Origin of the sequence: Undibacterium sp. GrIS 1.2 (assembly GCF_040544435.1) — a bacterium.
In the GTDB taxonomy this organism is placed as follows: Bacteria; Pseudomonadota; Gammaproteobacteria; order Burkholderiales; family Burkholderiaceae_D; genus Undibacterium.
This window is the reverse complement of sequence record NZ_JBEONP010000001.1, coordinates 77,681-101,874: the sequence shown is the minus strand read 5'-3', so window position 1 is coordinate 101,874 and position 24,194 is coordinate 77,681. Positions and strand designations below refer to the sequence as shown.

The 24,194-nt window shown below is 48.8% G+C and carries 23 protein-coding genes; 17 read left to right on the top strand and 6 right to left on the bottom strand.

Annotated elements, in window-relative coordinates; all coding sequences use genetic code 11:
• Window positions 1-100 precede the first annotated feature (100 nt).
• The 6 genes from pal (at window position 101) to AAKU61_RS00405 (ending at window position 5,130) form a co-directional block, all read left to right on the top strand.
• Window positions 101-631, top strand: coding sequence for a peptidoglycan-associated lipoprotein Pal (gene pal, locus AAKU61_RS00430; protein ID WP_354328770.1), 531 nt, complete (start codon window positions 101-103; stop codon window positions 629-631).
• Window positions 632-792: 161 nt separating this feature from the next.
• Window positions 793-1,698, top strand: coding sequence for a serine hydrolase (locus tag AAKU61_RS00425; RefSeq protein ID WP_354328769.1), 906 nt, complete (start codon window positions 793-795; stop codon window positions 1,696-1,698).
• Between the two features lie 457 nt (window positions 1,699-2,155).
• Window positions 2,156-3,787 (top strand): methyl-accepting chemotaxis protein, encoded by a 1,632-nt coding sequence (locus tag AAKU61_RS00420; RefSeq protein WP_354328768.1) that lies wholly within the window; start codon window positions 2,156-2,158, stop codon window positions 3,785-3,787.
• Window positions 3,788-3,993: 206 nt separating this feature from the next.
• The gene (locus AAKU61_RS00415) at window positions 3,994-4,482 is read left to right on the top strand and encodes an MgtC/SapB family protein (protein ID WP_354328767.1); all 489 of its coding nucleotides are present in this window, start codon (window positions 3,994-3,996) and stop codon (window positions 4,480-4,482) included.
• A gap of 193 nt (window positions 4,483-4,675) precedes the next feature.
• Window positions 4,676-4,831, top strand: a complete 156-nt coding sequence (locus AAKU61_RS00410) for a hypothetical protein (RefSeq protein WP_354328766.1) — start codon at window positions 4,676-4,678, stop codon at window positions 4,829-4,831.
• A 107-nt stretch (window positions 4,832-4,938) separates the two neighbouring features.
• Complete coding sequence (locus tag AAKU61_RS00405; RefSeq protein WP_354328765.1) at window positions 4,939-5,130, top strand: DUF4177 domain-containing protein; 192 nt, start codon at window positions 4,939-4,941, stop codon at window positions 5,128-5,130.
• Window positions 5,131-5,305: 175 nt separating this feature from the next.
• On the opposite strand, the gene AAKU61_RS00400 is transcribed toward AAKU61_RS00405, so the two are convergent.
• Window positions 5,306-6,517: a DUF2252 domain-containing protein gene (locus AAKU61_RS00400; RefSeq protein ID WP_354328764.1), complete on the bottom strand. Its 1,212-nt coding sequence runs from the start codon at window positions 6,515-6,517 to the stop codon at window positions 5,306-5,308.
• Between the two features lie 166 nt (window positions 6,518-6,683).
• Window positions 6,684-7,961, bottom strand: coding sequence for an MFS transporter (locus AAKU61_RS00395; RefSeq protein ID WP_354328763.1), 1,278 nt, complete (start codon window positions 7,959-7,961; stop codon window positions 6,684-6,686).
• 514 nt (window positions 7,962-8,475) lie between these two features.
• Between AAKU61_RS00395 and AAKU61_RS00390 the strand changes: the two genes are divergently transcribed.
• The 3 genes from AAKU61_RS00390 (at window position 8,476) to AAKU61_RS00380 (ending at window position 12,752) form a co-directional block, all read left to right on the top strand.
• Entirely contained in the window at window positions 8,476-9,804 is a 1,329-nt protein-coding gene (locus AAKU61_RS00390) for a cytochrome c (RefSeq protein WP_354328762.1), read from the top strand.
• A gap of 88 nt (window positions 9,805-9,892) precedes the next feature.
• On the top strand, window positions 9,893-10,420 hold the full coding sequence (locus AAKU61_RS00385) for a (2Fe-2S)-binding protein (RefSeq protein WP_354328761.1): 528 nt from the start codon (window positions 9,893-9,895) through the stop codon (window positions 10,418-10,420).
• A complete protein-coding gene (locus tag AAKU61_RS00380; RefSeq protein WP_354328760.1) occupies window positions 10,413-12,752 on the top strand; it encodes a xanthine dehydrogenase family protein molybdopterin-binding subunit in 2,340 nt (779 codons plus the stop codon). The genes AAKU61_RS00385 and AAKU61_RS00380 overlap by 8 nt, the downstream gene beginning before the upstream one ends.
• 233 nt (window positions 12,753-12,985) lie before the next feature.
• Here the strand turns inward: AAKU61_RS00380 and AAKU61_RS00375 are convergent, their stop codons facing one another.
• From AAKU61_RS00375 to AAKU61_RS00360, 4 genes are all read right to left on the bottom strand, one after another.
• Window positions 12,986-13,603: a DUF2946 family protein gene (locus tag AAKU61_RS00375; protein WP_354328759.1), complete on the bottom strand. Its 618-nt coding sequence runs from the start codon at window positions 13,601-13,603 to the stop codon at window positions 12,986-12,988.
• 17 nt (window positions 13,604-13,620) lie between these two features.
• A complete protein-coding gene (locus AAKU61_RS00370; RefSeq protein WP_354328758.1) occupies window positions 13,621-14,577 on the bottom strand; it encodes a YheT family hydrolase in 957 nt (318 codons plus the stop codon).
• A gap of 44 nt (window positions 14,578-14,621) precedes the next feature.
• Window positions 14,622-15,053 (bottom strand): YybH family protein, encoded by a 432-nt coding sequence (locus AAKU61_RS00365; RefSeq protein ID WP_322120030.1) that lies wholly within the window; start codon window positions 15,051-15,053, stop codon window positions 14,622-14,624.
• Between the two features lie 136 nt (window positions 15,054-15,189).
• Window positions 15,190-15,402, bottom strand: coding sequence for a zinc-finger domain-containing protein (locus tag AAKU61_RS00360; protein ID WP_322120029.1), 213 nt, complete (start codon window positions 15,400-15,402; stop codon window positions 15,190-15,192).
• A 302-nt stretch (window positions 15,403-15,704) separates the two neighbouring features.
• On the opposite strand from AAKU61_RS00360, the gene AAKU61_RS00355 reads away from it, so the two are divergent.
• The 8 genes from AAKU61_RS00355 (at window position 15,705) to AAKU61_RS00320 (ending at window position 24,184) form a co-directional block, all read left to right on the top strand.
• On the top strand, window positions 15,705-16,562 hold the full coding sequence (locus AAKU61_RS00355) for an AzlC family ABC transporter permease (protein ID WP_354328757.1): 858 nt from the start codon (window positions 15,705-15,707) through the stop codon (window positions 16,560-16,562).
• The gene (locus AAKU61_RS00350; protein WP_354328756.1) at window positions 16,559-16,882 is read left to right on the top strand and encodes an AzlD domain-containing protein; all 324 of its coding nucleotides are present in this window, start codon (window positions 16,559-16,561) and stop codon (window positions 16,880-16,882) included. Before AAKU61_RS00355 ends, AAKU61_RS00350 begins: the two co-directional genes overlap by 4 nt.
• A gap of 185 nt (window positions 16,883-17,067) precedes the next feature.
• A complete protein-coding gene (locus AAKU61_RS00345) occupies window positions 17,068-18,261 on the top strand; it encodes a phosphoglycerate kinase (RefSeq protein WP_354328755.1) in 1,194 nt (397 codons plus the stop codon).
• Between the two features lie 75 nt (window positions 18,262-18,336).
• The gene (gene pyk, locus AAKU61_RS00340) at window positions 18,337-19,770 is read left to right on the top strand and encodes a pyruvate kinase (RefSeq protein WP_322120025.1); all 1,434 of its coding nucleotides are present in this window, start codon (window positions 18,337-18,339) and stop codon (window positions 19,768-19,770) included.
• 121 nt (window positions 19,771-19,891) lie between these two features.
• Window positions 19,892-20,956: a class II fructose-bisphosphate aldolase gene (fba, locus tag AAKU61_RS00335; RefSeq protein WP_322120024.1), complete on the top strand. Its 1,065-nt coding sequence runs from the start codon at window positions 19,892-19,894 to the stop codon at window positions 20,954-20,956.
• A 103-nt stretch (window positions 20,957-21,059) separates the two neighbouring features.
• The gene (locus AAKU61_RS00330) at window positions 21,060-21,956 is read left to right on the top strand and encodes a phosphoribosylaminoimidazolesuccinocarboxamide synthase (RefSeq protein ID WP_354328754.1); all 897 of its coding nucleotides are present in this window, start codon (window positions 21,060-21,062) and stop codon (window positions 21,954-21,956) included.
• A gap of 2 nt (window positions 21,957-21,958) precedes the next feature.
• On the top strand, window positions 21,959-22,486 hold the full coding sequence (gene purE, locus AAKU61_RS00325) for a 5-(carboxyamino)imidazole ribonucleotide mutase (protein ID WP_354328753.1): 528 nt from the start codon (window positions 21,959-21,961) through the stop codon (window positions 22,484-22,486).
• A gap of 492 nt (window positions 22,487-22,978) precedes the next feature.
• Window positions 22,979-24,184 (top strand): 5-(carboxyamino)imidazole ribonucleotide synthase, encoded by a 1,206-nt coding sequence (locus tag AAKU61_RS00320; protein WP_354328752.1) that lies wholly within the window; start codon window positions 22,979-22,981, stop codon window positions 24,182-24,184.
• Window positions 24,185-24,194: the final 10 nt, after the last annotated feature.

The window sequence follows — 24,194 nt, the reverse complement described above, 5'->3', positions numbered from 1 at the left end:
GTTGTTCAACAGCGCAAAAGATCAGCGCTTGAGCAAGGTATTCAAACTTTAAATTCATCCAAACACTACTAATTCAAACTGACTTTCAGAGGAAATTTACATGCGCGCTATTGCCACCTTCACCACTATCGTCTCTGGTGCTGTTCTTTTAGCAGCGTGCAGCTCACCAGTCAAAGTCGCTGACAAACCTGCAGAACCCGTTGCCGCAACACCAAAACCAACCGCTCCAGACACGCGCACCGTAGCAACGGTCGTCGCACCGACAGTCGATCCTTTAAACGATCCAAACAATATTTTGTCGAAACGCAGCGTCTATTTTGATTTTGATAAATACACAGTCAAGCCAGAATTTAGCGGCGTGGTTGATGCACACTCCAAGTATGTTGCGAGCAGTAAAACCCGGAAAATTCTGATCCAGGGAAATACCGATGAGCGCGGCGGCAGCGAATACAACCTCGCATTGGGACAAAAACGTGCAGAGGCAGTTCGCAAAGCGATGGCGTTGCTGGGAACGCCAGAAGCCCAAATGGAAGCAGTATCCTACGGTAAAGAAAAGCCTAAAGCGACTGGCAATGATGAGGCATCCTGGGCAGAAAATCGCCGTGCTGATATTGTCTACACTGCAAAATAAGTCGTGAGTAGTTGGTGATTTGTAACACTACGTTCGACAGTTGAATTTACAACTCTTTCTGCATTAAACTAACCGGAAAATCTCACAAAGGTTTTCCGGTTAGGCTCTGACCAGAGCTTTAGTAATTTTCAGATGTAATTCTTCAGATGACAATCTCCTAAATGAATAATTTGATTTCGCTGCGCGTCATTTCCTCACTCGTATTTCTCTTCTCCGTACAGTTCACCAGCTTAGCTAGCTTTGCAAACGCTGCGAACTCCCATAGCAAAGACGCCAGCACACTGCCATTTGGCTCGCAACATGCGATCGTGGTGGAGGATGGCACTGGCCGGATTTTGCTAGAAAAAAATTCCAAAGATATCGTCCCGATTGCCTCTTTAACCAAGCTAATGACGGCAATGGTCGTGCTGGATAGTAAGCCCAATATGGATGAGAAAATCTCCATAGAACTTGCCGATGTCGATATGCTTAAACACAGTTCTTCTCATGTACCCGTCGGTGCCAAGCTTGCCAGAAGCGATGTCTTGCAACTGGCGCTGATGTCGTCCGACAATCGTGCCGCCGCATCGCTTGCCCGCACTTATCCTGGCGGCACTACTGCGTTTGCCGCGGCGGTCAAAGCAAAAATTAAAGTCTTAGGCATGACCAACACGGTGATTAATGAGCCTACAGGACTCTCGCCGGGCAATACCTCTACTGCCGCAGATTTGATCAAAATGGCAGTAGCCGCTTCCCGTTACCCAGAGATTGCCGATATCACGACAGACCAATCTGATTTGATCAAAATCAACGGACGTAACGTCAATTTCCACAATACCAATCGTCTGGTTGGCAGCAAAGGCTGGGATATTCTCTTGTCTAAAACCGGCTTTACTAATGAGGCAGGCAATTGCCTGATCATGCGATTTAAGCTTGCCGGTAAAAAGGCGACCTTAGTGTTGCTGAACGCCAGAGCCAGTTCTTCCCGCTTTTTAGACGCCTTAAATATCCGCCGGTTTTTAGCAAAACATCCTGATGCACAGCCTGTCGTTATGTCTGCCGAGGCAATTGTCCCGCCGCTCCGATAGTACCTTTGGTGCGCCGTTGGCGCACCTGATAGAAAATATCGGTTAAATATACTCCCCATTATTTTTCTTAAATATGCCTGACTGTCCAATGATTATATGGACAATCTAAATATACTCATGTCGAGTATATTGATGGCAAAGTCTGATTTCTCGTTGCAACCCCCTGTTTACCTATCTTCCTGAATGGCCGCCCCGTGCATTTATGCAAATCTGTAGCGGCTTACGTCCATGTACTTTCTGCAAAAGAGTGCTATTTTCCAAGAACAACTTTTGCTTAAATTTTCGGTTCTGAATTCAGTCACAATTGTATTTTCCGTGCGGCAACAATTGCACAAGCCAAACTGCTTGATAAATATATTCGGACTTCAAATATGATGCTTCGTGGCATGCTGTATGCTAGTTTGCATCAGTCCTGACTTAAGTAGTTCGATGTTCTTTCTTGCAAAGAGGAAATCAAATGAAGCTAGCTAATATTAAAATCGGAGTGAAGTTGGGTGCCTTGTCTGGCATTCTTCTTTTGGCGGTGGTGAGTATTGGTATCGGTGGTCAAAGCGCACTGAGCCTTAGCAGTACGACCAATATTGCGAACATGCACAGAGACAATGTGCTGACGCAAACCGTGAATACCGCCAGAAAAGCTCAGGTCGAATTTAAGAAGCAAGTGCAAGAATGGAAAAATCTGCTACTACGCGGCAATGATCCCGCCAACTTCACCAAATATTCCGAAGCTTTTGTAAAGCAAAGTGAAGTGACGCAAACTAATCTTCAGCAATTGAAGAAGCTATTCTCTCAACTCGATTTAGATACCAAGATGGTGGATGAGGCGCTGACTACGCACCAGGAACTTCAGGGGAAATACCTTGATGCACTTAAAAAATACGATCAGGCCGATCAAAATAGTGCGCATATCGTCGATACCTTGGTCAATGGTATGGACAGACCGCCAACCCAAAAAATTGATGGCATCGTAGATTTTATTTTGGCGAAGGCGGATAGCCTGGTCGCAGAATCAGAAAAAGATGCTCAGGCACGTTATCAGTTTTCTTCCCGCTTACTCTGGAGTGGTATTTTGCTCGCCTTGGTGTTGGGCGGCACGATTACCTATTGGCTAATACGTGGCATCACCAGACCACTGCTCCAGGCAGTCAATATGGCGCAAACCGCAGCATCGGGTGATCTCACTTCAAAAATCACCGTCAACGGTACGGACGAAATTGGTCTATTAATGAAGTCCCTCAAAGAAATGAACCAGAGTCTGTCGAATATCGTCAACGAGGTACGCGGTGGTACTGATGCCATTCATGAGGCATCCTCAGAAATCGCTACCGGTAATCTGGATTTATCTGCACGAACAGAGGCACAGGCCGGATCGGTAGAAGAGACAGCATCTTCTATGGAGGAGCTCACTTACAATGTCCGGCAAAATGCCGGCAATGCGAGTGAAGCTAGTCGCATGGCAATTGTCGCGTCTGAAGTCGCCTCCAAAGGTGGATCAGTAGTCAGCCAGGTGATCGAGATGATGGCGTCAATTAACGAATCTTCCAAAAAGATTGTGGATATTATCGGCGTCATTGATGGCATCGCTTTTCAAACCAATATCCTCGCTTTAAATGCCGCAGTAGAGGCTGCCAGAGCTGGTGAGCAAGGACGCGGCTTTGCGGTGGTCGCATCCGAGGTACGCAATCTGGCGCAGCGTTCTGCCAGTGCTGCCAAAGAAATTAAAACCTTGATTAACGATTCTGTCAGCAAGGTAGAGGCGGGCGCTGTGCTGGTAAATCAGGCGGGTAATACGATGGTAGAAGTAGTCGAGAGCGTTAAACGCGTCAGCGATGTTTTGATCACAATCAACTCGACCAATCATGAGCAAAATACCGAGATCGAGCAAATCAGTCAGGCGATTAGTCAGATGGATAATGTCACCCAACAGAATGCAGCTCTAGTCGAACAAGCAGCGGCAGCGACCGAATCCTTGCAAGAGCAGGCGCAGCATTTAACTGCAGTGGTCAGTGTGTTTGTGACACATAAAAATACGAATCAGGCACCGGCAGCAAAGCGTATTGGGTCAAATCTAAAATTGATTCCAAGCTGATAAAAGATGGTTGTCTGGCGATTTATGTTTAGTTTTGTCAGTCATAAAGTAGTTCAAAAAAACAGGATTGTCTTTATTTTAGAATGCTTCGAAGCGCATCAGTCTGATGCGCCTGATTTTTATCTACCGACAGCGGCAGTATGTCTCACAACCCCGCTGCATCCTGTTAAGCTTTACATCCCTTAACTCTAACAATAAAAATTTCTATGATTGATTATCGTGAAATCACATTTCGACTCTTATCTGCTGTGCTTGTCGGTTGCATCATCGGGCTAGATCGCAATTTACATGGCAAGCCAACCGGGATTAAAACACTAGGTCTGGTGGCGCTAGGTGCATCGCTATTAACCATGGCGAGTATGGATTTTTCGCTCTCGCAAGGAAAATACGATCCATCCGCGGTGAGCCGCGTGATTCAGGGTGTAATTACTGGTGTCGGTTTTTTGGGCGCTGGCGTGATCATTCATGAAGCAGGAAATGATAGAGTTCGCGGACTGACGACTGCTGCATCTATTTGGGTGACTGCCGCACTGGGAATTGTATGCGGCATGGGATCATGGCAAATTGCTGGTGTAGCGATGATTATTGTGTTGATGCTATTTTTGATCGGCCGCCCATTAGAAAGAATGTTGCATCAAAAATGGCTGGATAAAAGTGTGGAAGAAAAAGCGGCAATCACGCGTCACGAAGAATAAATTTAAAATCAAATTCGCCAGCTCAATGATGAGTGCTTATTATTGAGTGGTAGCTTGAGCTAGACGCAAAGAGTGAATTTCCAAGATTCGTTCAATATATCGAGCGACAATAAAAACCGAGTAGCCAGTATCCTCGGCATCGAATTTAAGTTCAGTGAAGCTCTTCGAGAGTTCGTATCGTCTGATGACCTGCATGAGCCTGAACTCATCAAACAGTATCGTCAGAGCTGCAATTGCACACCCGGCAGGAAATGGTATCGAGCTCGCTTTGTCGTTTAATCCGTCGCTTCCGCCAGAGGCAGTAGGCAAGCAGCTTTTGAAACTTGTCGTATTTGCTGACCAGGCATAGGTTCACTTGGTTGGGCGTAGAAAGAAGTGACTATCTTTCGTTTACATGGAGAAGTAATATTTTTTACCTTAGTCAATTAAAACAGTAAGAAATTATCAAGGGGAATTATGACTACGTGGGAATACAAAATTGTTTCAATACATGCGAAACGTAGCTTTTGGACGGGGCAATTTGACTTGAAAGTGGTTGAGGATAAATTAAATTCCATGGGGCAGCAAGGCTGGGAATTGGTGAATATGGAGGGACTCAGTATGCGACATGCTATATCGCCCGTTTTGACGTTCAGGCGCGCGATATAGAGAGATGCCGATATAACCATTTGCGTGAGTATTTCATTTGAGCAAAACTAGCAGTATTTGGCGCTTCCCGAGAGCTTCTTCCAGACCAATTTAGAGCTGAAGCCACAGCCTACCTGACGCAATCTGGCAGATGAAGTATATGCTACTGCGCTTATCTAGTACTTGCTTTTAATTATCAGCACTCAAAATCACCAGCATCATACGCTTTGCAATAAGTTTGCCAATCTTGATTGACTTGCGCAGCTGCTCCTTGCGCCAGAGTCAGCATTTGCTTACTCCATTTTTTCTGTTGTCCAAAGGCAATTAATTCATCTGCAATAGCAGAGCCTTGTCTGCCGGAACTACGCAAATGTGCCGATGCCACCAGCCCGCCCATGATCTTGATGACGTCTTGAATCTCCTGCATGGATGTTTTAGCTTTAGCTAGCGCGACCCGGTCTTCTGTCGGTAGCAAGGCACGTAGGATATAGGACTGCTTGCCGATATTTACTGGCTGTAGGAATGCCATAGAGACAGCTTGCATACGGCGCTGTAATGTAACGGTGCGCTCTGCGTCACTTTTCCACACTGGTTGTAATTTACTCAGTGCGCCTAAACAGGGAACCAATGAAGAAGGCAGTGCTTGTTTGAGGTCGAGTAAATAATTATTATCAGGACTTCCTTTACCTTGTACCAACAGAATATAGCGGTCTACGCCCAAGCTGCCAGTACCAGCAATGCGTTTGGCGACATCAATCACTTTAAAGAATTTTTTGTCCGTTTGTTTTTCTGCAAAAGCGGCCATCCATTCAAGAATCCGTTTACGCTGTTTGGGTGTTAGCGCTAGGGCGTGTACGCTATCAATAATCAGTTTCCGTTTTTTACCGACTAGGACACTGCGTTTGTTTAAAAAATCAGTACGTAGCCGATGTTTTACGCTATCTAGTAGCTGGTACACCATCCCACTAGTGTTATCGCGTTCCACCCAATAGCTCTTGCCATTAGCGAGCGCTATACGATAGGACTCGAGAAATATCTTACATAACGCAGTGGCATCGCTCGTCGCTACGCTGAGCGTAGGTGCTGCAATCAAAATGCTGGTAAGGGCACGAATTAAATCCCATGTGAGCGGTGCTAATGCAGCTTCGTCGAAGTCATTAATATCAAAATAAGCGAGCCGGTTATCACCTTTGTAGCTACCAAAATTTTCTAGATGCAGGTCGCCGCAACACCAGGTTAAAGGCGCTTGCTGTAATAATTTATGTTTAGGAAGCCGTGCATAGAATAGATGGCAGGTACCACGCAAAAAAACAAAAGGATCTTGGCGCATATTGTGATACTTCATTGTCAAGCGCTCGGAATCACGACCTGCGTTGAAGTTAAGAATGTTATCGACGATATTTTGCATAAGATTTTAATTATTTATAATGAATATTTTTGCAATCATATCGCATGACTTAATTCTCAAAATAGAAAACTTAATATTTGTTACGAAAAAAAGCCGCTCAGTGATGTGCTGAACGGCTTTTAAGGATATTGCATTTCGCCAGCCTTGCTGGCAGATGGTTGAAGCTTTATGCAGTCGCCGCACTCTTACGGCGGTATAGCACAAGTGTAGCAACTAAACCGCAAATGGCAGCAAATGTCATCCACAAACCTGGTGCCGCTTTGTCGCCAGTGACCTCAATCGCCCAAGTGGCGATGGCGGGTGTAAAGCCACCAAAAATGGCGGTCGCTAAACTATAAGCAAACGAGAAGCCAACGGTACGCACATCAACTGGCATCACTTCGGTTAAGGCCACGACCATTGCACCGTTATAACTGGCATATAAGAAGGAGAGCCACAACTCAACGATCAACATACGGTCAAAACTTGGTGCAGCTACCAGCCAATATATGGTTGGATAGGCAGTCAGGATAGTTAATGCAGTGAAGAAAACTAGTAGAGGACGACGACCAACCCGATCAGATAATGCGCCCATAATAGGCAGCCAGATGAAGTTGGAAATACCGACACAGAAAGTCACTACCAGGCTATCTTTGGTAGTTAATTTCAGGACAGTTTTACCAAAGGTCGGTGTGTAGACCGTGATCAGATAAAACGATACTGTCGTCATTGATACCAGCATCATACCTGCGACGATGATGCCCCAGTTTTTCTTCATGGATTGGAAAATCTGCGCTGTCGTCGGACGATGTTTACGAGCCAGAAATTCTGTCGTCTCTTGTAAAGAACGACGGATCAAAAAGATAAACGGTACGATCATGCAGCCAATCGCAAATGGAATACGCCATCCCCAATCAGCCACTTCCGTTGGTGACAGCCAATGGTTTAAACCATAGCCCAGCGCGGCTGCCAGGATAATTGCTACTTGCTGACTGGCGGATTGCCAACTGACATAAAAACCCTTATGTCCTGGCGTTGCCATCTCGGACAAATAGACCGATACGCCGCCCAGCTCTACACCAGCGGAAAAGCCTTGCAGCAAGCGACCGATCAAGACCAGGATCGGTGCGAGTATGCCGATGGTGGCGTAGCCCGGTACAAAGGCAATTAATACCGTACCCGACGCCATGATGGCGAGAGTAGTGATAAGACCTTTGCGACGACCAATTCTATCGACATAGGCGCCCAGAATGATCGCGCCTAGCGGACGCATTAAAAATCCTGCGCCAAATGTCATAAAGGTAAACATCAGCGAGCTGAAGTCATCTGCCGCCGGGAAGAAAGTCTTGGAAATATAGGTGGCGTAAAAGCCGAACAGGAAGAAATCAAACATCTCCAGAAAGTTGCCGCTAGTGACGCGGAAAACCATCCCGAGCTGCGATTGGCGTGGTGCTGCCGTCTCCATTTGCTGTCCCTTTAAGAGTAAAACTATTTTATTGTTGGCAAAGGATAAACCGGTATGCCAACTGTTATTTTAGCGATTGACTCGGCTACTGTATTAGCTATTAACTCAGCCAATAAGTGAGCTTTTATGTCAACGCTCTGCGAAGAATTACGCTTCGCATTCCCCTAGATCCTTGTCCAGAGTGATAAGCGGCAATTATAGCTGAGCGACTATTGCCCAGTGTGTCAGAAAGTAGTAAGTGAAAACCCGTAGCAATGGGGGCAACCATTATTACCGGGCACTTTTAAAAAACGATACCTTAGCGCAACGCGACTGGATTTTTAGAAGTTCCGATAAGTCCTAACTTAAGCCCTTTTGTGTTCGGTAGCAGACATACATGTAGCTACGCCACTCTTATCATCAGCTCTTCTGGCTATAGAGACATCGCATATTGCCTCTGCGCAGGTAATCAAGTTTTAGTGCAGATGTAATGTAAGTCCAGCGCAAATTCAACACAACATCAATGGAGTCCGCCTTGCTAAGACGAATTTTACTTTCTCTGGTAGCGACCATGATTGTCGCTGGTTTATGTGTTTATGGCGCATTCTGGCGGCCTTCTCTGGCAGCTACTCCGGTTCCCGCAGCCAACAGTTTTTCTCCGCAGTTAGTAGAAAAAGGTGCAGTGCTGGCAGGTCTAGGCAATTGTGCGTCTTGCCATACGGCCAAAGGCGGCAAAGCATTTGCGGGTGGTTACGGCCTGGCAACACCATTCGGCACAATTTATTCCAGTAACATCACGCCAGACCCGGCTACCGGGATTGGTAGCTGGTCGCAAGAGGCATTTAAGCGTGCTATGCATGAAGGCGTGCGTGCTGATGGCGCGCATTTGTTCCCCGCTTTCCCCTATACCCATTTCACCACGATCACGGATGAAGACGTGACTGCGCTGTATGCGTATTTGATGACCCGCCCGCCGGTTGTCGCTCCGGCCATTGCCAATACCGTGCCGTTCCCTCTCAGCTGGCGCCCGCTGCAAGCTGGCTGGAAGCTGTTGTATTTTAAAAAAGCCAGTTACGAAACTGAAGTCGGTAAAAGCGTTGATTGGAATCGTGGCCGCTACTTGTCTGAAGGCGTTGCTCATTGCGCCGCCTGCCATACGCCACGCAACAAGTTGGGTGCGGAGATAAAAAATTCACCCTACCTTGGTGCCAATATTGACGCATGGTTTGCACCTGCTTTAACTGCTGCCAATACCGCGCCTTTACCCTGGACTGAGGATGAGATTTATACCTACTTACGCAGCGGCATGACTGCTTTGCACGGCACTGCATCAGGTCCGATGGCAGGGGTTATTTATGACGGTCTGGCCAAAGCGCCTGACAGTGACATCCGCGCGATGGCGATTTATTTTGCGGACATGAATGGCAGTGCTCCCGATGCCAAACAGTCTAAATTGCTTAGTCTTGATACGATCAAATCGGAAGCTACGCTCGCAAAAATCATGTCAAAGTCGTCGCAAGTCGGTGGTCAATACAATGACCATGGAGCTAATTTATATCTTGCCGCATGTGCCTCATGTCACTCCAACAGCAACGGCAAACCAGCCACTATCCGTCCAGAGCTTGGTCTGAATAGTGCATTGACCGCGGCGGAGCCGACCAATCTGATACAGGTAATTTTGCATGGCATCGCTAAGCGTGAGGCGCAGCCCAGTCTGGTCATGCCAGGTTTTGCCGCAACTATGAGCGATGACGATATCGCGCAAATTGCAAGCTATTTACGCCGTAGCCGCACCGAACTTGCGCCTTGGCCTTCGGTAGATGTGACGGTAGCAAAGCTACGTAAATCTTCAAAATCTGAATAAATGTTGCTTAGCGAGTTTTCTATCAACTTTAGTCACTAAATTTTTAATCATCTTTTACAACGAACCTATTTCGTGGAACGAGACCAGCATGAATAAATTGACCGTCAATGGTAAATCCGTCACCGTCGATGTTGATCCAGCGACGCCTTTGCTCTGGGTGATCCGGGATGAAATCGGTTTAAAAGGGACCAAGTTTGGTTGCGGTATAGGCATGTGTGGCGCCTGCACGGTGCATCTGGATGGCCGCGCTATTCGCTCTTGTATTACACCAGTCAGCGCCGTGGCGGATGCGCAGATCACGACGATAGAAGGGCTAGGTGCGGGCTCGGGTGGAAGTGCCGGCTCCGGTGCAGACGGTCAGCATCCGCTGCAAATCGCATGGATAGCGACTCAGGCACCGCAGTGCGGTTATTGCCAGTCAGGACAAATTATGCAGGCGGCGACTTTATTAAAAGATTATCCGCACCCGACCGACGCCAATATTGATGCAGTAATGAGTGGCAATTTATGCCGCTGCATGGCGTATGTGAGGATTCGTAAAGCGATCAAGCTGGCTGCCGAAGGTACGCAAAGTACGAGTGTGCAAGAGACAAAACAGGAGCAGACCCATGCTTAATAAGTTACCCAAGGCTCTGTCCAATAAAGCGCAAGCAGACAATCAGCAAATATCTCTGCAGCGTCGCAGCTTTATGATCACCGCCGCCGGCGCTGGATTTACGCTAGCGTTTTTGCGGGCTGACATGTCATTTGCTGATACTGACTTGGCGGCTACAACTGGTACAAAATCTATCTTGCCGATGTTTGATCCCACCATCTGGTTTGAAATGGATCGTGATGGTCTGGTCACTGTGAATATCGCTAAGGCAGAAATGGGTCAGCATGTCGGTACCGCATTAGCACGTATCGTCGCCGAAGAATTGGAAGTCAGCTGGGATGCCATCCGCTTACATTATGTAGACAGCGATCCTAAATGGGGCACCATGGTCACCGGTGGTAGCTGGTCGGTCTGGCAAAGTTTTGAGGCACTCAGCCGTGCCGGTGCCGCTGGTAGAATCGCGCTGATCGAAGAGGGCGCTAAACTCATGGGCGCGTCAGTAGATGCCTGTGAAGCACGCGACGGTGTTGTGCGTGCCGGTAGCAAGACGATATCGTATGCCGACATCATTCGCAAAGGCAATCTCAGTCGCAAGTATTCACCAGAGCAACTCAAAGCCATCGTCCTCAAAACACCCGAGCAAAGGCGCTTGATTGGGCATGCTGATCTGACATTGCAAGCAATCGATATCCCCGCCAAAACCAATGGCAGTGCAGTGTACGGAATTGATGCTGTGATCGAGGGCATGGTCTACGCCAGACCGCGTTTGCCGCCTACACGCAATGGCTCCAAGGTCGTATCGATAGATGATTCTGCCGCCAAAGCGATCAAAGGTTATATCAAATCGATCGCATTAGACGATCCGTCAGGCACGGTGCCTGGCTGGGTCATGGTGTTTGCTGATTCTTTTAGCGCTGCTAATCGCGCCGCAGAATTAGTCAATATTAAATGGAGCGCCGGCGCCGCTGCCACCGTATCAGAAGACGACATCATCGCGCATGGCACTAAGCTGATTGCCGATAAAGCAGTTGGTACGCTGGTCGTTGCTGATGGCGGTGTTGAAGATGCTTTCTCTAAAGCCAAGCAAATGCTGGAGCAAGATTACACCACCAGTACCGTGCTGCATTTTCAGTTAGAACCGGTCAACGCGGTCGCTCTATTTAAAGATAGCGTCTGGCATATTCATACCGGTAACCAGTGGCAATCGCTGATACTTCCAACTCTAGCTAAGTCACTTGGTGTGGCCGAAACCTCGGTCATATTGCATACCTATTTGTTAGGCGGCGGCTTTGGTCGTCGCTTAAATGGCGACTACGCCGTACCTGCTGCGCTGGCCGCTAAAGCGATGGGGCGTCCCGTCAAAATGCTTTGTACCCGCGCTGATGATGCCCGTTTTGATTCGCCCCGCTCTGCATCAATTCAGCATGTGCGGATGGCGTTTGGCGAGAATAATGCCGTGACAGCGATGGAGCATCATGCCTGCGCTGGTTGGCCCACACAGGTGATGATTCCCGCATTTTTAGCCAAGGGAAAAGATGGCAAACCTTACGATCCGTTTTCTATCTCTGGTGCTGATCATTGGTATACCGTTGGGGCGCATCGGGTACGGGCGATTTCCAATGATCTGGCGAACAGCACGTTTCGCCCGGGCTGGTTGCGATCAGTGGGACCTGGCTGGACTAACTGGGCGGTAGAGAGTTTTATGGACGAGGCAGCGCAGCTGATCAAGGCCGATCCGCTGACATTCAGATTATCGATGCTGGACGCCAAAGGGATCAACGCGGGCAGCGCACCGAACGCCGTTGGCGGCGCAGCGCGCTTGGCCAATGTACTTAAACGTGCTGCCGAAAAAGCGGGCTGGGGATCGGCAATGCCGCCGGATACCGGATTGGGCATCGCCAGCACCTTTGGGCAAGAGCGCGACATGCCAACCTGGACTGCGTGTGTAGCACGCGTCAAAGTAGACCGTAAAACCGGTATGGTCAAGGTGGAGAAACTCGTCATGGTGATTGACGCTGGCACCATCATTCATCCAGATGGCGCGCTGGCACAGGCAGAGGGCGGCGCTTTGTGGGGTGTGAGCATGGCGTTACACGAGGGCACGACTTTTGTGAATGGCGAAGTCCGGGACACGAATTTAAATTCCTACACGCCTCTGCGGATGGCAGATGTCCCAGAGATGGAATTTGAATTTGTCAGCAGTACAGAGACCGCAACTGGCATGGGCGAGCCACCGACAACGGTGGTGGCTCCCGCGATTGGCAATGCAATTTTTGCGGCGGTTGGCGTCAGAATGCGGCATTTACCGATGCGGGCAGAGGCAATTTTGGCGGCTTTGGGTAAAAAAGTTTAGGTAGTCAATTTTATTGTCTGGCACCCAGATAGCATGGCTTTTTTTGGGGTGAAACCTGAGAAATGACTAATGTGTTGAATATACTCCCCGGAAAATTTTTAAAATATGCCGTATTGTCCAATGATTATTTGGACGATTAAAATATACATATAGGGAGTATATTTATGGGGAAATTGATCAATGGCCGTTGAATCGGCTTGAATTACGCTACAAAGTAGCGTTGTCAATCGCTCTCAGTCAGCCTCAGGCGAGCTGACATAATGGAATTCTGCCATCAAGCCGGACAAACTCCCTCGCTTGATCGGCACGGCAACTTGTCCTGGTGCTTGCAGTTCAAGCGCGGTTGCATGTGCCGACGCAAGATCATTCCCAGCGCTATCCAGCCATGTCATCAGCGACTCATCACCGACTGGTTGACCGTTCAGTTTGATCCATTCCAGGCAGCTTGCCATATCTCTGTCATCAACTTGCGCCAGCAGCTGATCTGCCGCTAGCAAAAATAATGTCCCTTGCTGACTCAGATAGGCGTGCTGTAAATGAGTCAGCGGCTCGCCGGTGTGCAATACCAAACCTTGCGGCGTTACTCTGGCGATATACGGCGTTGCTTCCAGATCCAGATAGACCCGTTGCGGACCGTTTTGAAAATACCAACGACCTTGCTCATCATGCTGATAATTACGATTGATAAAACCGAGCAAGGCAGCGTTGACGATCTTATCGCCTGGCAAATGCTGCGCTTGCGCGCGCTCATCCCGCATGCGCCAGTGACCACGCGCATCCAAGGCCAGCCAGCCGAAGCAATGCGGTACGTTCGGCCATTTTTGTAATGCGGCTTTGACGATGTCATCCATGAGCTACCTTCAAAATTCTAACGACCCCGTTCAAAGAAATGCAATATTTTTTCTGGCAGCCAATGCAAACTGCCAGGTGGTTTGCCCACTGCAAAGCCGACATGGCCGCCATGTTTAGGGTAGTCCAGCGTAACATGTGACGAGGCCTTGTGCGGTAAATGGTGACCAGGTAAAAACGGGTCATTCAGCGCATTCATCACTAGTGTCGGTACACGGATATCGGGCAATACATGTTTGGCGCTGGCGCGATTCCAGTAGTCGTCGGTATCCAGATAACCATGCAAAGGCGCCGTGACGACATTATCGAATTCATATAAATTTTTAGCAGCAAGCAGCGCGTTGCGATTGAATAGGCCTGGAAACTGGTCCAGTTTTTTCAGACACTTTGGCTTCAGTGTTTTTAAAAACATCCGCGTGTACAGCATATTAAAACCGCTGGATAAAGACGCGCCGCCTTGCGCCAGATCCAACGGTGCTGAGATCGACACAGCAGCATCGACAATTGCCGCCTGATCCGGTGATTCGCCCAGCCAGCGCAGCAAGGCGTTACCGCCTAGCGAGACACCGGCGGCGTAGAATTTACCACCGGGATGTTGCGTGCTATAGGCTGCTTGCAGACGTTGAATTACCCAGGCAATTTCTTGCGCATCGCCAGAGTGATAAAAGCGCGGCGCTTGATTTAATTCGCCAGAGCAGCCGCGAAAATGCGGCACCGCGCCAGACCAGCCCCGTTCTTTAACCAGTGCCATCAGCGCCCGTGCGTAGTGGCTGTCGCTAGAGCCTTCGAGGCCGTGGAACAACACGACAAAAGGCTGTCCGGCCTGACCGTCAACAAAGTCCACATCGATAAAATCACCATCAGGCGTGTCCCAGCGCTCACGCCGGAAATCGACTTTGGGTTTGCTGATGTACAGGGCAGGGTAGATGGTTTGTAAGTGGCCGGACGGCAGCCATTTTGGAGCGTTGTACTTCATGTGTTTAGGTTTAGCCTGACTGATACAAAAATTTGATGTTCCCTTTAATGCAGCACGCTTGCTTTAAATAAATCTAAAGGTGCTTTTCCCGAGGCAACCGAGGCATGGTGTGCAGTAATCCGCCAGCCACGCGGGGTTTTGACATACACGTTGGTGGCTAAAATATGCACGTCCGGTGCAACATCATTATGTTGCTGCACGTTCTCGATAATATTGTGTACCGCTGTCAGCATATTGTGCGAGGCATGCAATTGCGCTGGACGGATGTGCACGCTGCCGCGCTCAAAAATCGCTTCCCACGAGGTGCGTATTGCCGCATGCCCGATCAATCTGGGACCACCGGGATGGATGCAGACGATTTCCTCATCCTCCGCCCACAATGCCATCAAGGCGTCCAGATCAGCGCGACTGATTGCGTCATAAAAGGCGCTTTCAATCTCGTCGGCACTTCCGTTCAATTGCTTTTTAGCTGGCATGATGGATTCTGTTTGAGGTTGTCGGCGAGGATGATGATAAATGATACTGGGTTGGGGTATATGGAAACAATGTCATATTGTCCAATCATTCTCTGGAGTATTGAGCTATCAATGCCTATACTCCCTGATTTTCATATTAATGCGCTTTTAAAACAGTGCCCGGTGCTAATTTATATTGGGTGCCGCAATAAGAGCAAGTCGCTGAGCCACCATGGGATAAATCCAGATAAACCCGTGGGTGGGAGGACCATAAGGGCATCGCCGGATTTGGGCAGTGCGCAGGTAAATCCTTGGCTTGTAATTCGACGACAGCGGCTGGGGTTTTAGTTGGGGATGTGGTTGCAGACATAAAATTCTCCTGAGGTAAGACCTACACAAAAATGCTCCAGGTGCGTTGCAGCGACGGGTTTTAGTTACTTAGGGTACTAAAGTACTGTCTTTATCGCTGCGCCTTGCTGGGACAATTTTATGCAAGTCTTTTAAATATACAAACTATACAAAGTCCCATGATTTTAACGGATTGCGGCGTCTGTGCCTTGCGGTTTTTAGAAGTTTCCCCTTCGATGGCGGAAGTGATTTAGCGATTGCTGTCAGCATTGATTGGCTATCGTCGTTAAAATGAGCACCTTTTCTGATTTTTCAAAGCCCTCCATGAGTTTTCAATCTAAGCAACACGCCTTCCGCGAGGGACTTAAAATCGGCGTGCCAAGTTTGTTTGGGATTGGTGCATGGGGTTTGGTGGTGGGCGTTGCCATGATCAAAGCGGGTTTAACCGTGCCACAAGCTATTGGCATGACGCTGCTGGTGTTTGCCGGTTCTGCGCAACTCGCGTCTTTGCCTTTGATCGCTGTGCATGCACCCATCTGGGTTATTTTCGCCACGGCCTTGGTTGTTAATCTGCGATTTGTGATTTTTTCTGCGATTCTGGCACCACATTTCTCTCGCTTGCCTTTGCGGGTGCGCGCTTATCTGGGTTATTTTTCCGGTGACGTGTCGGTGGCATTTTTTATGCTGCGCTTCCCCCATTCTGATGTTCAGGAAGAAATATCGCCTGAGCAATCAGTGGTGACACTTGAAAACAAGCTCGCCTATCTAAAAGGTCTGATCATGCCAAATTGGTCGGCATGGCAAATCGGGTCGCTGATCGGTATTTTACTGGGTAGCCAGGTGCCGATGAGCTGGGGATTAGGCTTTGCCGGTACTCTGGCGATTCTGTGCATTATGTTACCGCTGGTGATGAATAAGGCTGCCCTGGCAGGTGTGGTCGTGGCTAGTGTGGTTGCCTTGGTAAGCGTTAATTTTCCTTACAAGCTGGGGTTGCTGATCGCCGTCATTGTGGGGATGGTCACTGCCATGGTGGTGGAAGAGTGGCTGGAAACAATGCATAAGATTGATGCTAAGACTGACACTAAGACGGAAATTCAGACGGAAATTCAGACTGAAATTCAGACTGAAATTCAGCCCAAGACCGCCGCGCAATCTGTTGCCACCAACGAGGAGAAACGATGAGCGACCTTGAAATCTGGCTGGTTATTTTTGCATTGGCTGTTGCGACTTTTATTGCCCGCAGTACGTTTTGGTTGGTCGGGCATCACATTAATTTGCCAAAACGGGTACAAGAAGCTTTACGCTATGCGCCTGCCTGCGCCTTGGCAGCGATCATTGTGCCGGATGTGTTGCTTAGCAACGGCCAGTTATCGTTTGCGCTCGATAACCCTAAATTAATCGCTGCCATCGCCGCAGGTGGTTTCTTTCTGGTTAAACGAAATATGTTACTAACGATTTTCTTTGGGATGGCGGTGTACACCTATGTACGATTGGGATTGTGATTTTAATAGGACTTACGCAAAAATGCCCCAACTGCGTTGCAGCGACAATTTTGCGTAAGCCCTATTTAATTGCAAATTTGCAATAAAGCGCACTAATTCCAGCTAAAAACGGTGTAGTCAGCGACGGGTGTTTGGTAGAATACGGGACTTAGATTTTTCTCCCACCTCTTTCATTCGCCAACTCCATGCAATTTAATCGACTCAGCGACCTGATCGCCGCCAATCAACTCCAGGGCAAACGTGTATTGATTCGGGCTGATCTCAACGTGCCCCAGGATGATCATGGCAACATCACAGAAGATACGCGTATTCGCGCCTCGGTCCCGGCGATACAACAAGCCTTAAAAGCCGGTGCAGCAGTGATGGTGACTTCGCATTTAGGACGTCCGACGGAAGGGGAGTTCAAACCTGCTGACAGTCTGGCACCGGTTGCCGTGCGTTTGTCCGAGCTGCTGGGTGTGACCGTCGACCTGAAACAAAATTGGGTAGACGGCGTGGACGTCGCAGCAGGACAAGTTGTTTTGCTGGAAAATTGCCGCGTCAATAAAGGCGAAAAAAAGAATGACGATGCGCTGGCGCAAAAAATGGCCGCCTTATGCGATGTCTATGTGAACGATGCCTTTGGTACCGCGCATCGCGCAGAAGCCACGACACACGGTATTGCAAAATACGCCAAAGTCGCTTGTGCTGGCCCTTTGTTGTCCGCTGAGCTAGACGCTTTGGGTAAAGCGCTAGGTCATCCTGCACGTCCTCTGGTGGCAATCGTCGCGGGTTCTAAAGTCTCTAGCAAACTCACGATACTCAAATCGCTGGCGGACAAAGTTGACAACCTGATCGTCGGTGGCGGCATTGCTAATACCTTCATGCTGGCAGCTGGTTTAAAGATCGGCAAATCACTGGCAGAAGCGGATCTGGTGGATGAAGCCAAAGCCATTATCGACATGATGGCAAAACGCGGCGCATCGGTGCCTATTCCTACCGATGTTGTTTGCGCTAAAGAATTTTCTCCAACGGCTGTTGCTACCGTTAAGTCAGTCCATGAGGTTGAAGCGGATGACATGATTCTGGATATTGGTCCAGTCACTTCTGCCTTACTGGCGGCGCAAATCAAACAAGCTGGCACCATCGTCTGGAACGGTCCGGTCGGCGTATTTGAGTTTGATCAGTTTGGTAACGGCACCAAAGTGCTGGCACAGGCGATTGCAGACTCTAAGGGCTTTTCCATCGCTGGCGGTGGCGACACTTTGGCCGCGATTGCAAAATATCAGATCACCGACAAAATTGGTTATATCTCTACTGGCGGCGGTGCTTTCCTCGAATTTTTGGAAGGTAAAACCTTGCCAGCGGTCGATATTTTATTGCAACGAGCAGCAAAGTAATCAAATTAAGCAAGATGATCAAGTTGTAAGGCAAGGTAAAAAAACTAAAAACCGATATCAATATCAGGAGACCAGATGGCACGCGGAACCAAGATTGTTGCAACGATAGGCCCAGCTTCCAGTGATTTGGCGACACTCAAGCGCATGCTGCAAGCGGGTGTCAATGTAGTACGTCTGAATTTTTCGCATGGCAAGGCGCAAGATCACATTGATCGCGCGACTCTGGTACGCCAGGCCGCGGCAGAGTGCGGTCGTGAGATCGCCATCATGGCGGATCTGCAAGGTCCAAAAATCCGTATCGGTAAGTTTGAAAACAGCAAAATTGAGATCGCTAACGGCGACAAGTTTATTTTGGATGCCGATTGTGGCATGGGTAATCAAGAGCGCGTTGGTCTCGATTACAAAGCCTTGCCACGTGACGTCAAGCCAGGCGACGTGTTGTTGCTCAATGATGGCCTGATCGTGTTAATTGTCGATAAAATTATTGGTAATGAAATTCACACGATTACTAAAATTGGTGGTGAGCTATCCAATAACAAAGGTATCAATCGCCAGGGCGGTGGTTTAACTGCCCCTGCTTTGACTGCCAAAGATATGGAAGATATTAAGACCGCGATGTCGTTCCAGGCAGATTACATTGCCGTGTCCTTTCCTAAAAACGCGACTGATATGGAAATGGCGCGCCAGTTATCTAATATTGCTGGAGAGGCTTATGGTCATAAGCCGATGATGATCGCTAAGATCGAACGCGCAGAAGCGATCCCGTTATTGCAGGAAATTCTCGACTCATCCGATGGCATCATGGTAGCGCGTGGCGATCTGGCAGTAGAAGTAGGTAATGCAGCTGTGCCTGCCCTGCAAAAACGCATGATCAAAATGGCGCGTGCTTCTAACAAATTAGCCATCACCGCAACACAGATGATGGAGTCGATGATTTTTAACGCGGTACCTACTCGTGCAGAAGTATCCGATGTCGCCAATGCCGTGTTGGATGGCACGGATGCTGTGATGACTTCCGCAGAGACCGCATCTGGTAAATATCCGGTAGAAACAGTCGAGGCAATGGCAGCGATTTGTGTCGAGGCGGAAAAATTCCAGGAGTGCAAACTGGATGCAGATTTTTTGAATCAGACCTTTACTCGGATTGATCAGTCCATCGCTTACGGTGCTTTATTCACCGCATATCACTTACGCGTAAAAGCGATTGTGGCGCTGACTGAGTCCGGCTCCACCGCACTGTGGATGAGCCGTCACAATATTGATATTCCTTTATTTGCACTGACGCCGAGTATCGCGACCCAGCGCAAAGTAGCTTTATATCGCAATGTAGAAACCTATACTTTGCCGCATTCAAGCGACCGCGAAGCCGTATTGAAATCGGCAGAAACCATCTTGCTGCAAAACGGCATCGTCACCAAAGGTGACATGATCGTTGTTACCTGGGGCGAGCCTATGGGGCAGGTTGGCGGAACCAATGCACTGAAAATCGTCAAGGTCGGAGATCATTAATTCTCGAATTAATTCTCTGTCAGCTTGAATGATTTTTTAATGTGCCATTGAGGTTTTTAATTCGAGGTTTTTAATTCTATATTTTTAATTCAAGATTTTTAATCGTACTCTGGAGTAAATTATGCCACTCGTATCTATGCGCCAATTGCTGGACCACGCCGCTGAAAATGGCTACGGCTTACCAGCATTTAATGTCAATAATCTGGAGCAAGTCACTGCCATCATGCAAGCAGCTGATGAAGTCGGCGCGCCCGTTATTATGCAAGCCTCCGCCGGTGCGCGTAAATATGCTGGCGAAGCTTTTCTGCGCCATCTGATCGAAGCTGCGGTAGAAGCGTATCCGCACATCCCGGTAGTGATGCATCAAGATCATGGCCAGTCGCCAGCGATTTGTATGGCAGCGATTAAATCGGGCTTTACATCGGTGATGATGGACGGTTCATTGATGGAAGACGGCAAGAGTGTTGCCAGCTACGAATATAACGTCGAAGTCTCGCGTGAAGTCGTCAAATTCTCGCACTCAATTGGCGTCACGGTAGAAGCAGAACTGGGCGTACTCGGCTCACTGGAAACCATGATGGGCGACAAAGAAGATGGCCACGGAGCCGACGGTAAAATGACCCGTGAACAATTGCTGACCGACGTCGATCAGGCTGCTGATTTCGTCAAGCAAACACAATGCGACGCATTGGCAATTGCAATCGGTACCTCACACGGTGCGTACAAATTTTCTCGTAAGCCTACCGGCGATATTCTGGCAATTGACCGCATCAAAGAAATCCACGCACGTATTCCGAATACCCATCTGGTAATGCACGGCTCCTCATCAGTGCCACAAGAACTGCTGGAAGAAATTCGCCAGTTTGGTGGCGATATGAAAGAAACCTACGGCGTACCGGTAGAAGAAATCGTGATCGGTATCCAGCATGGCGTGCGTAAAATCAATATTGATACCGACATCCGTTTAGCAATGACCGGCGCAATCCGTCGTTATTTGTTTGAGAATCCAGGCAAGTTCGATCCGCGCGACTATCTTAAGCCAGCACGCGAAGCCGCTAAACTCGTCTGCAAAGCGCGTTATTTGTCATTTGGCTGCGAAGGTCAGGCAGCAAAGATCAAGCCTATGCCTTTGGAAAAAATCGCTGAACAATACAAAAAAGGTAGCTTGGCTCAGTTGGTTAAATAAGCCGGTAACTATGTTAAGCAAAATCAGTGCAGCAAATCAGTAAATTAATTTGAAAAAGACGGGGCGCACAGTGCGCCCTGCGTACTTTTAAAAAGTAAATATTATGACGACGCAAATCAATTCCACTCTGCATTCCTTACCGCTGCTAGGCCGCGGGAAAGTCCGTGACAACTACGCTGTCGGCGACGACAAACTCCTGATCGTCACTAGCGATCGTTTGTCCGCGTTTGATGTGATCATGAATGAACCGATTCCTGAGAAAGGTCGCGTGCTCAATCAGATGGCCAATTTCTGGTTTGAAAAACTCGGACATATCGTGCCAAATCATCTGACTGGTATTGCGCCGGAAAGCGTTGTCGCTGCTGAAGAAGTGGAGCAAGTGCGCGGTCGTGCGGTCGTGGCAAAACGCCTGAAACCCATCATGGTAGAAGCGGTCGTGCGCGGCTACATTATCGGTTCTGGCTGGAAAGATTATCAGGATACCGGTGCAATTTGCGGCATCACCTTGCCAGCCGGTTTGCCACAGGCAGCAAAGTTGCCAGCACCGATTTTTACCCCAGCAGCAAAAGCAGAAATGGGCGAGCACGATGAGAACATCAGCTATGCCAAAACAGAAGAGCTGATTGGCAAAGAACTCGCCGCAAAAATCCGCGACATCAGTATTCAGTTGTACACCGAGGCCGCAGAATATGCTGCTACTCGTGGCATCATCATTGCGGATACCAAGTTTGAATTTGGTCTGGACGACGGCGGCGTGTTGCATTTGATGGATGAGGTTTTGACCGCAGATTCGTCCCGTTTCTGGCCAGCAGATTCGTACGCGACTGGTATATCACCACCGTCATTTGACAAGCAATTTGTGCGCGACTATCTGGAAACGATTACGAGTTGGAAAAAGACAGCGCCAGCACCAGCCCTGCCAGAAGAAGTGATTGCTAAGACCGCCGCAAAGTATCGTGAGGCACTGGAACGTCTGACTGGCGAAACGCTGAAGGCCTAATCATGAATCAATCAAGTAACGAGTCACCATCGCAATCATTGTCGATATCGCCGATCATCGGTATCGTCATGGGCTCTTCCTCCGATTGGGATGTGATGCAACATGCCGTCGCTGTTCTGAAAGAGTTTGGCATCCCTTATGAAGCGCAGGTCGTCTCTGCGCATCGCATGCCGGATGAGATGTTTGGCTATGCAGAAACTGCCAGAGCACGCGGGCTGCGCGCCATCATCGCCGGTGCTGGTGGTGCGGCACATTTGCCTGGCATGATCGCTGCAAAAACTATCGTCCCAGTGTTGGGTGTGCCTGTGCCATCAAAATATCTGCGCGGTGAAGATTCTTTGCTGTCGATTGTGCAAATGCCAAAAGGGATTCCGGTAGCGACGTTTGCCATTGGTGAGGCGGGTGCTGCTAATGCGGCACTGGCAGCGATTGCCATGCTGGCGACAACCGATGAAGATTTAGCACAAAAGCTGTTGGATTTTCGCCTGAAGCAAACACAAGTAGCACGTGACATGGTGTTACCTGCTTAGTGTGGTTGTATGAGTTGGTGTGGGTTGGTGTGGGTTGGTATGAGTTTATATTTGATGCGCCCGAGGCTAAATCACAGTGAAGTAATATGCAATTCACAATGCAAAATTAAAGGATTCGTCATTCCATTGCAGGCTGGAATCCAGCGAGGTACAGATGCAAAAAGATCAGACCAGATGCTGAATTTTACTATTGCGCGGACGATGACGCCAGCAAGCTTTTTTTGCGTTTAAATAATACTCCCATAGTGTATTTTTAATTGTCCAGAGAATCACTGGACAATTAGCCATATTTTGTAAATTTGGTGGGGAGTATATGATGCTTTTCATAGTTTCTCGCCAAATTATCGGATGTCGTGATGTGGTTGATCATCGCTTTGTTGCTACGCCGTAGTGCGAGTTTGTGTACTCTTTGTGTGCTGCTTGTGCGCACCTTTAATCCTATTTTGACATTCAAATTCCGTTTTAGATTACGTTTTATATTTGCCTAACATCATGACTATCGATACCCAAACAACTCCGCGCCATCCCCTGTTACCGAACACCGAGCAAAGCTGTCTTGGCATCTTAGGTGGTGGGCAACTCGGGCGCATGTTTGCGCACGCCGCACAAACCATGGGCTATCAGGTCGCCGTATTGGAGCCAGAAGCGGGTTGTCCAGCGGGTCAGGTCGCCGAGCATCATATCCAGGCTGCGTATGACGACCCCGATGGTCTAGCCGCATTACGCAAGCTGACCGGTGCAGTCACGATTGAGTTTGAAAACGTCCCTGCCAATAGTTTGACGATGCTGGCGCAAGACGGTTTCGTTGCTCCGTCTGGCGCTTGTGTTTCGGTTGCACAAGATCGTTTGCAAGAGAAAGATTTTTTCACCCGCTGTGCCATGCACACGGGCGTATTTCCGGCACCGCATGCACGTATCGAGAATCAGGACGATGTTGCTCTAATCAGCGAGGATTTATTACCCGGTATTTTAAAAACCGTACGCATGGGTTACGACGGCAAAGGTCAGGTCAGAGTGCGTAACCGGGATGAGTTGGCGCAAGCCGTCGCCGGTATGAACGGCCAACTCTGCGTATTAGAAAAAATGCTGCCGCTTGCATATGAAGTATCCGTGTTGGTCGTGCGCGGTGTTGATGGGCAAGCCGTGGTGTATCCGATTGCAGAGAATGTCCATCGCGATGGAATCTTGTTCACCACCACTGTCCCAAGTCCAAATGTGACGGATGGCGTAGCGCAAATTGCGCAAAAAGCGGCATTGGATATCATCGCCCAGCTAGCGTATGTCGGCGTCTTGTGCATAGAATTTTTTGTGCTGCAAGATGGCTCTCTGGTCGTCAATGAAATGGCACCACGCCCCCATAATAGCGGTCACTACACCATCAATGCCTGCGTCACCAGTCAGTTTGAACAGCAAGTGAGGGCATTGGCGCAATTGCCCTTAGGTGATGTACGTCAGCATTCGCCAGCGGTGATGTTAAATATTTTAGGCGACGTCTGGTTTGAAGGTGATGCTGTCAATCCACGCGAACCCGCCTGGGACAAACTACTCGCCTTGCCGGGTACGCATTTGCATTTATATGGCAAATCTGAAGCGCGACGCGCACGCAAAATGGGGCACGTCACCTTTGTTGCCCCCAAGTTGGCGGACGCACAAGCGACGCTGGCACTTGCTTGCGACATTCTTGGCATTGCTAACTAATATCAGACGA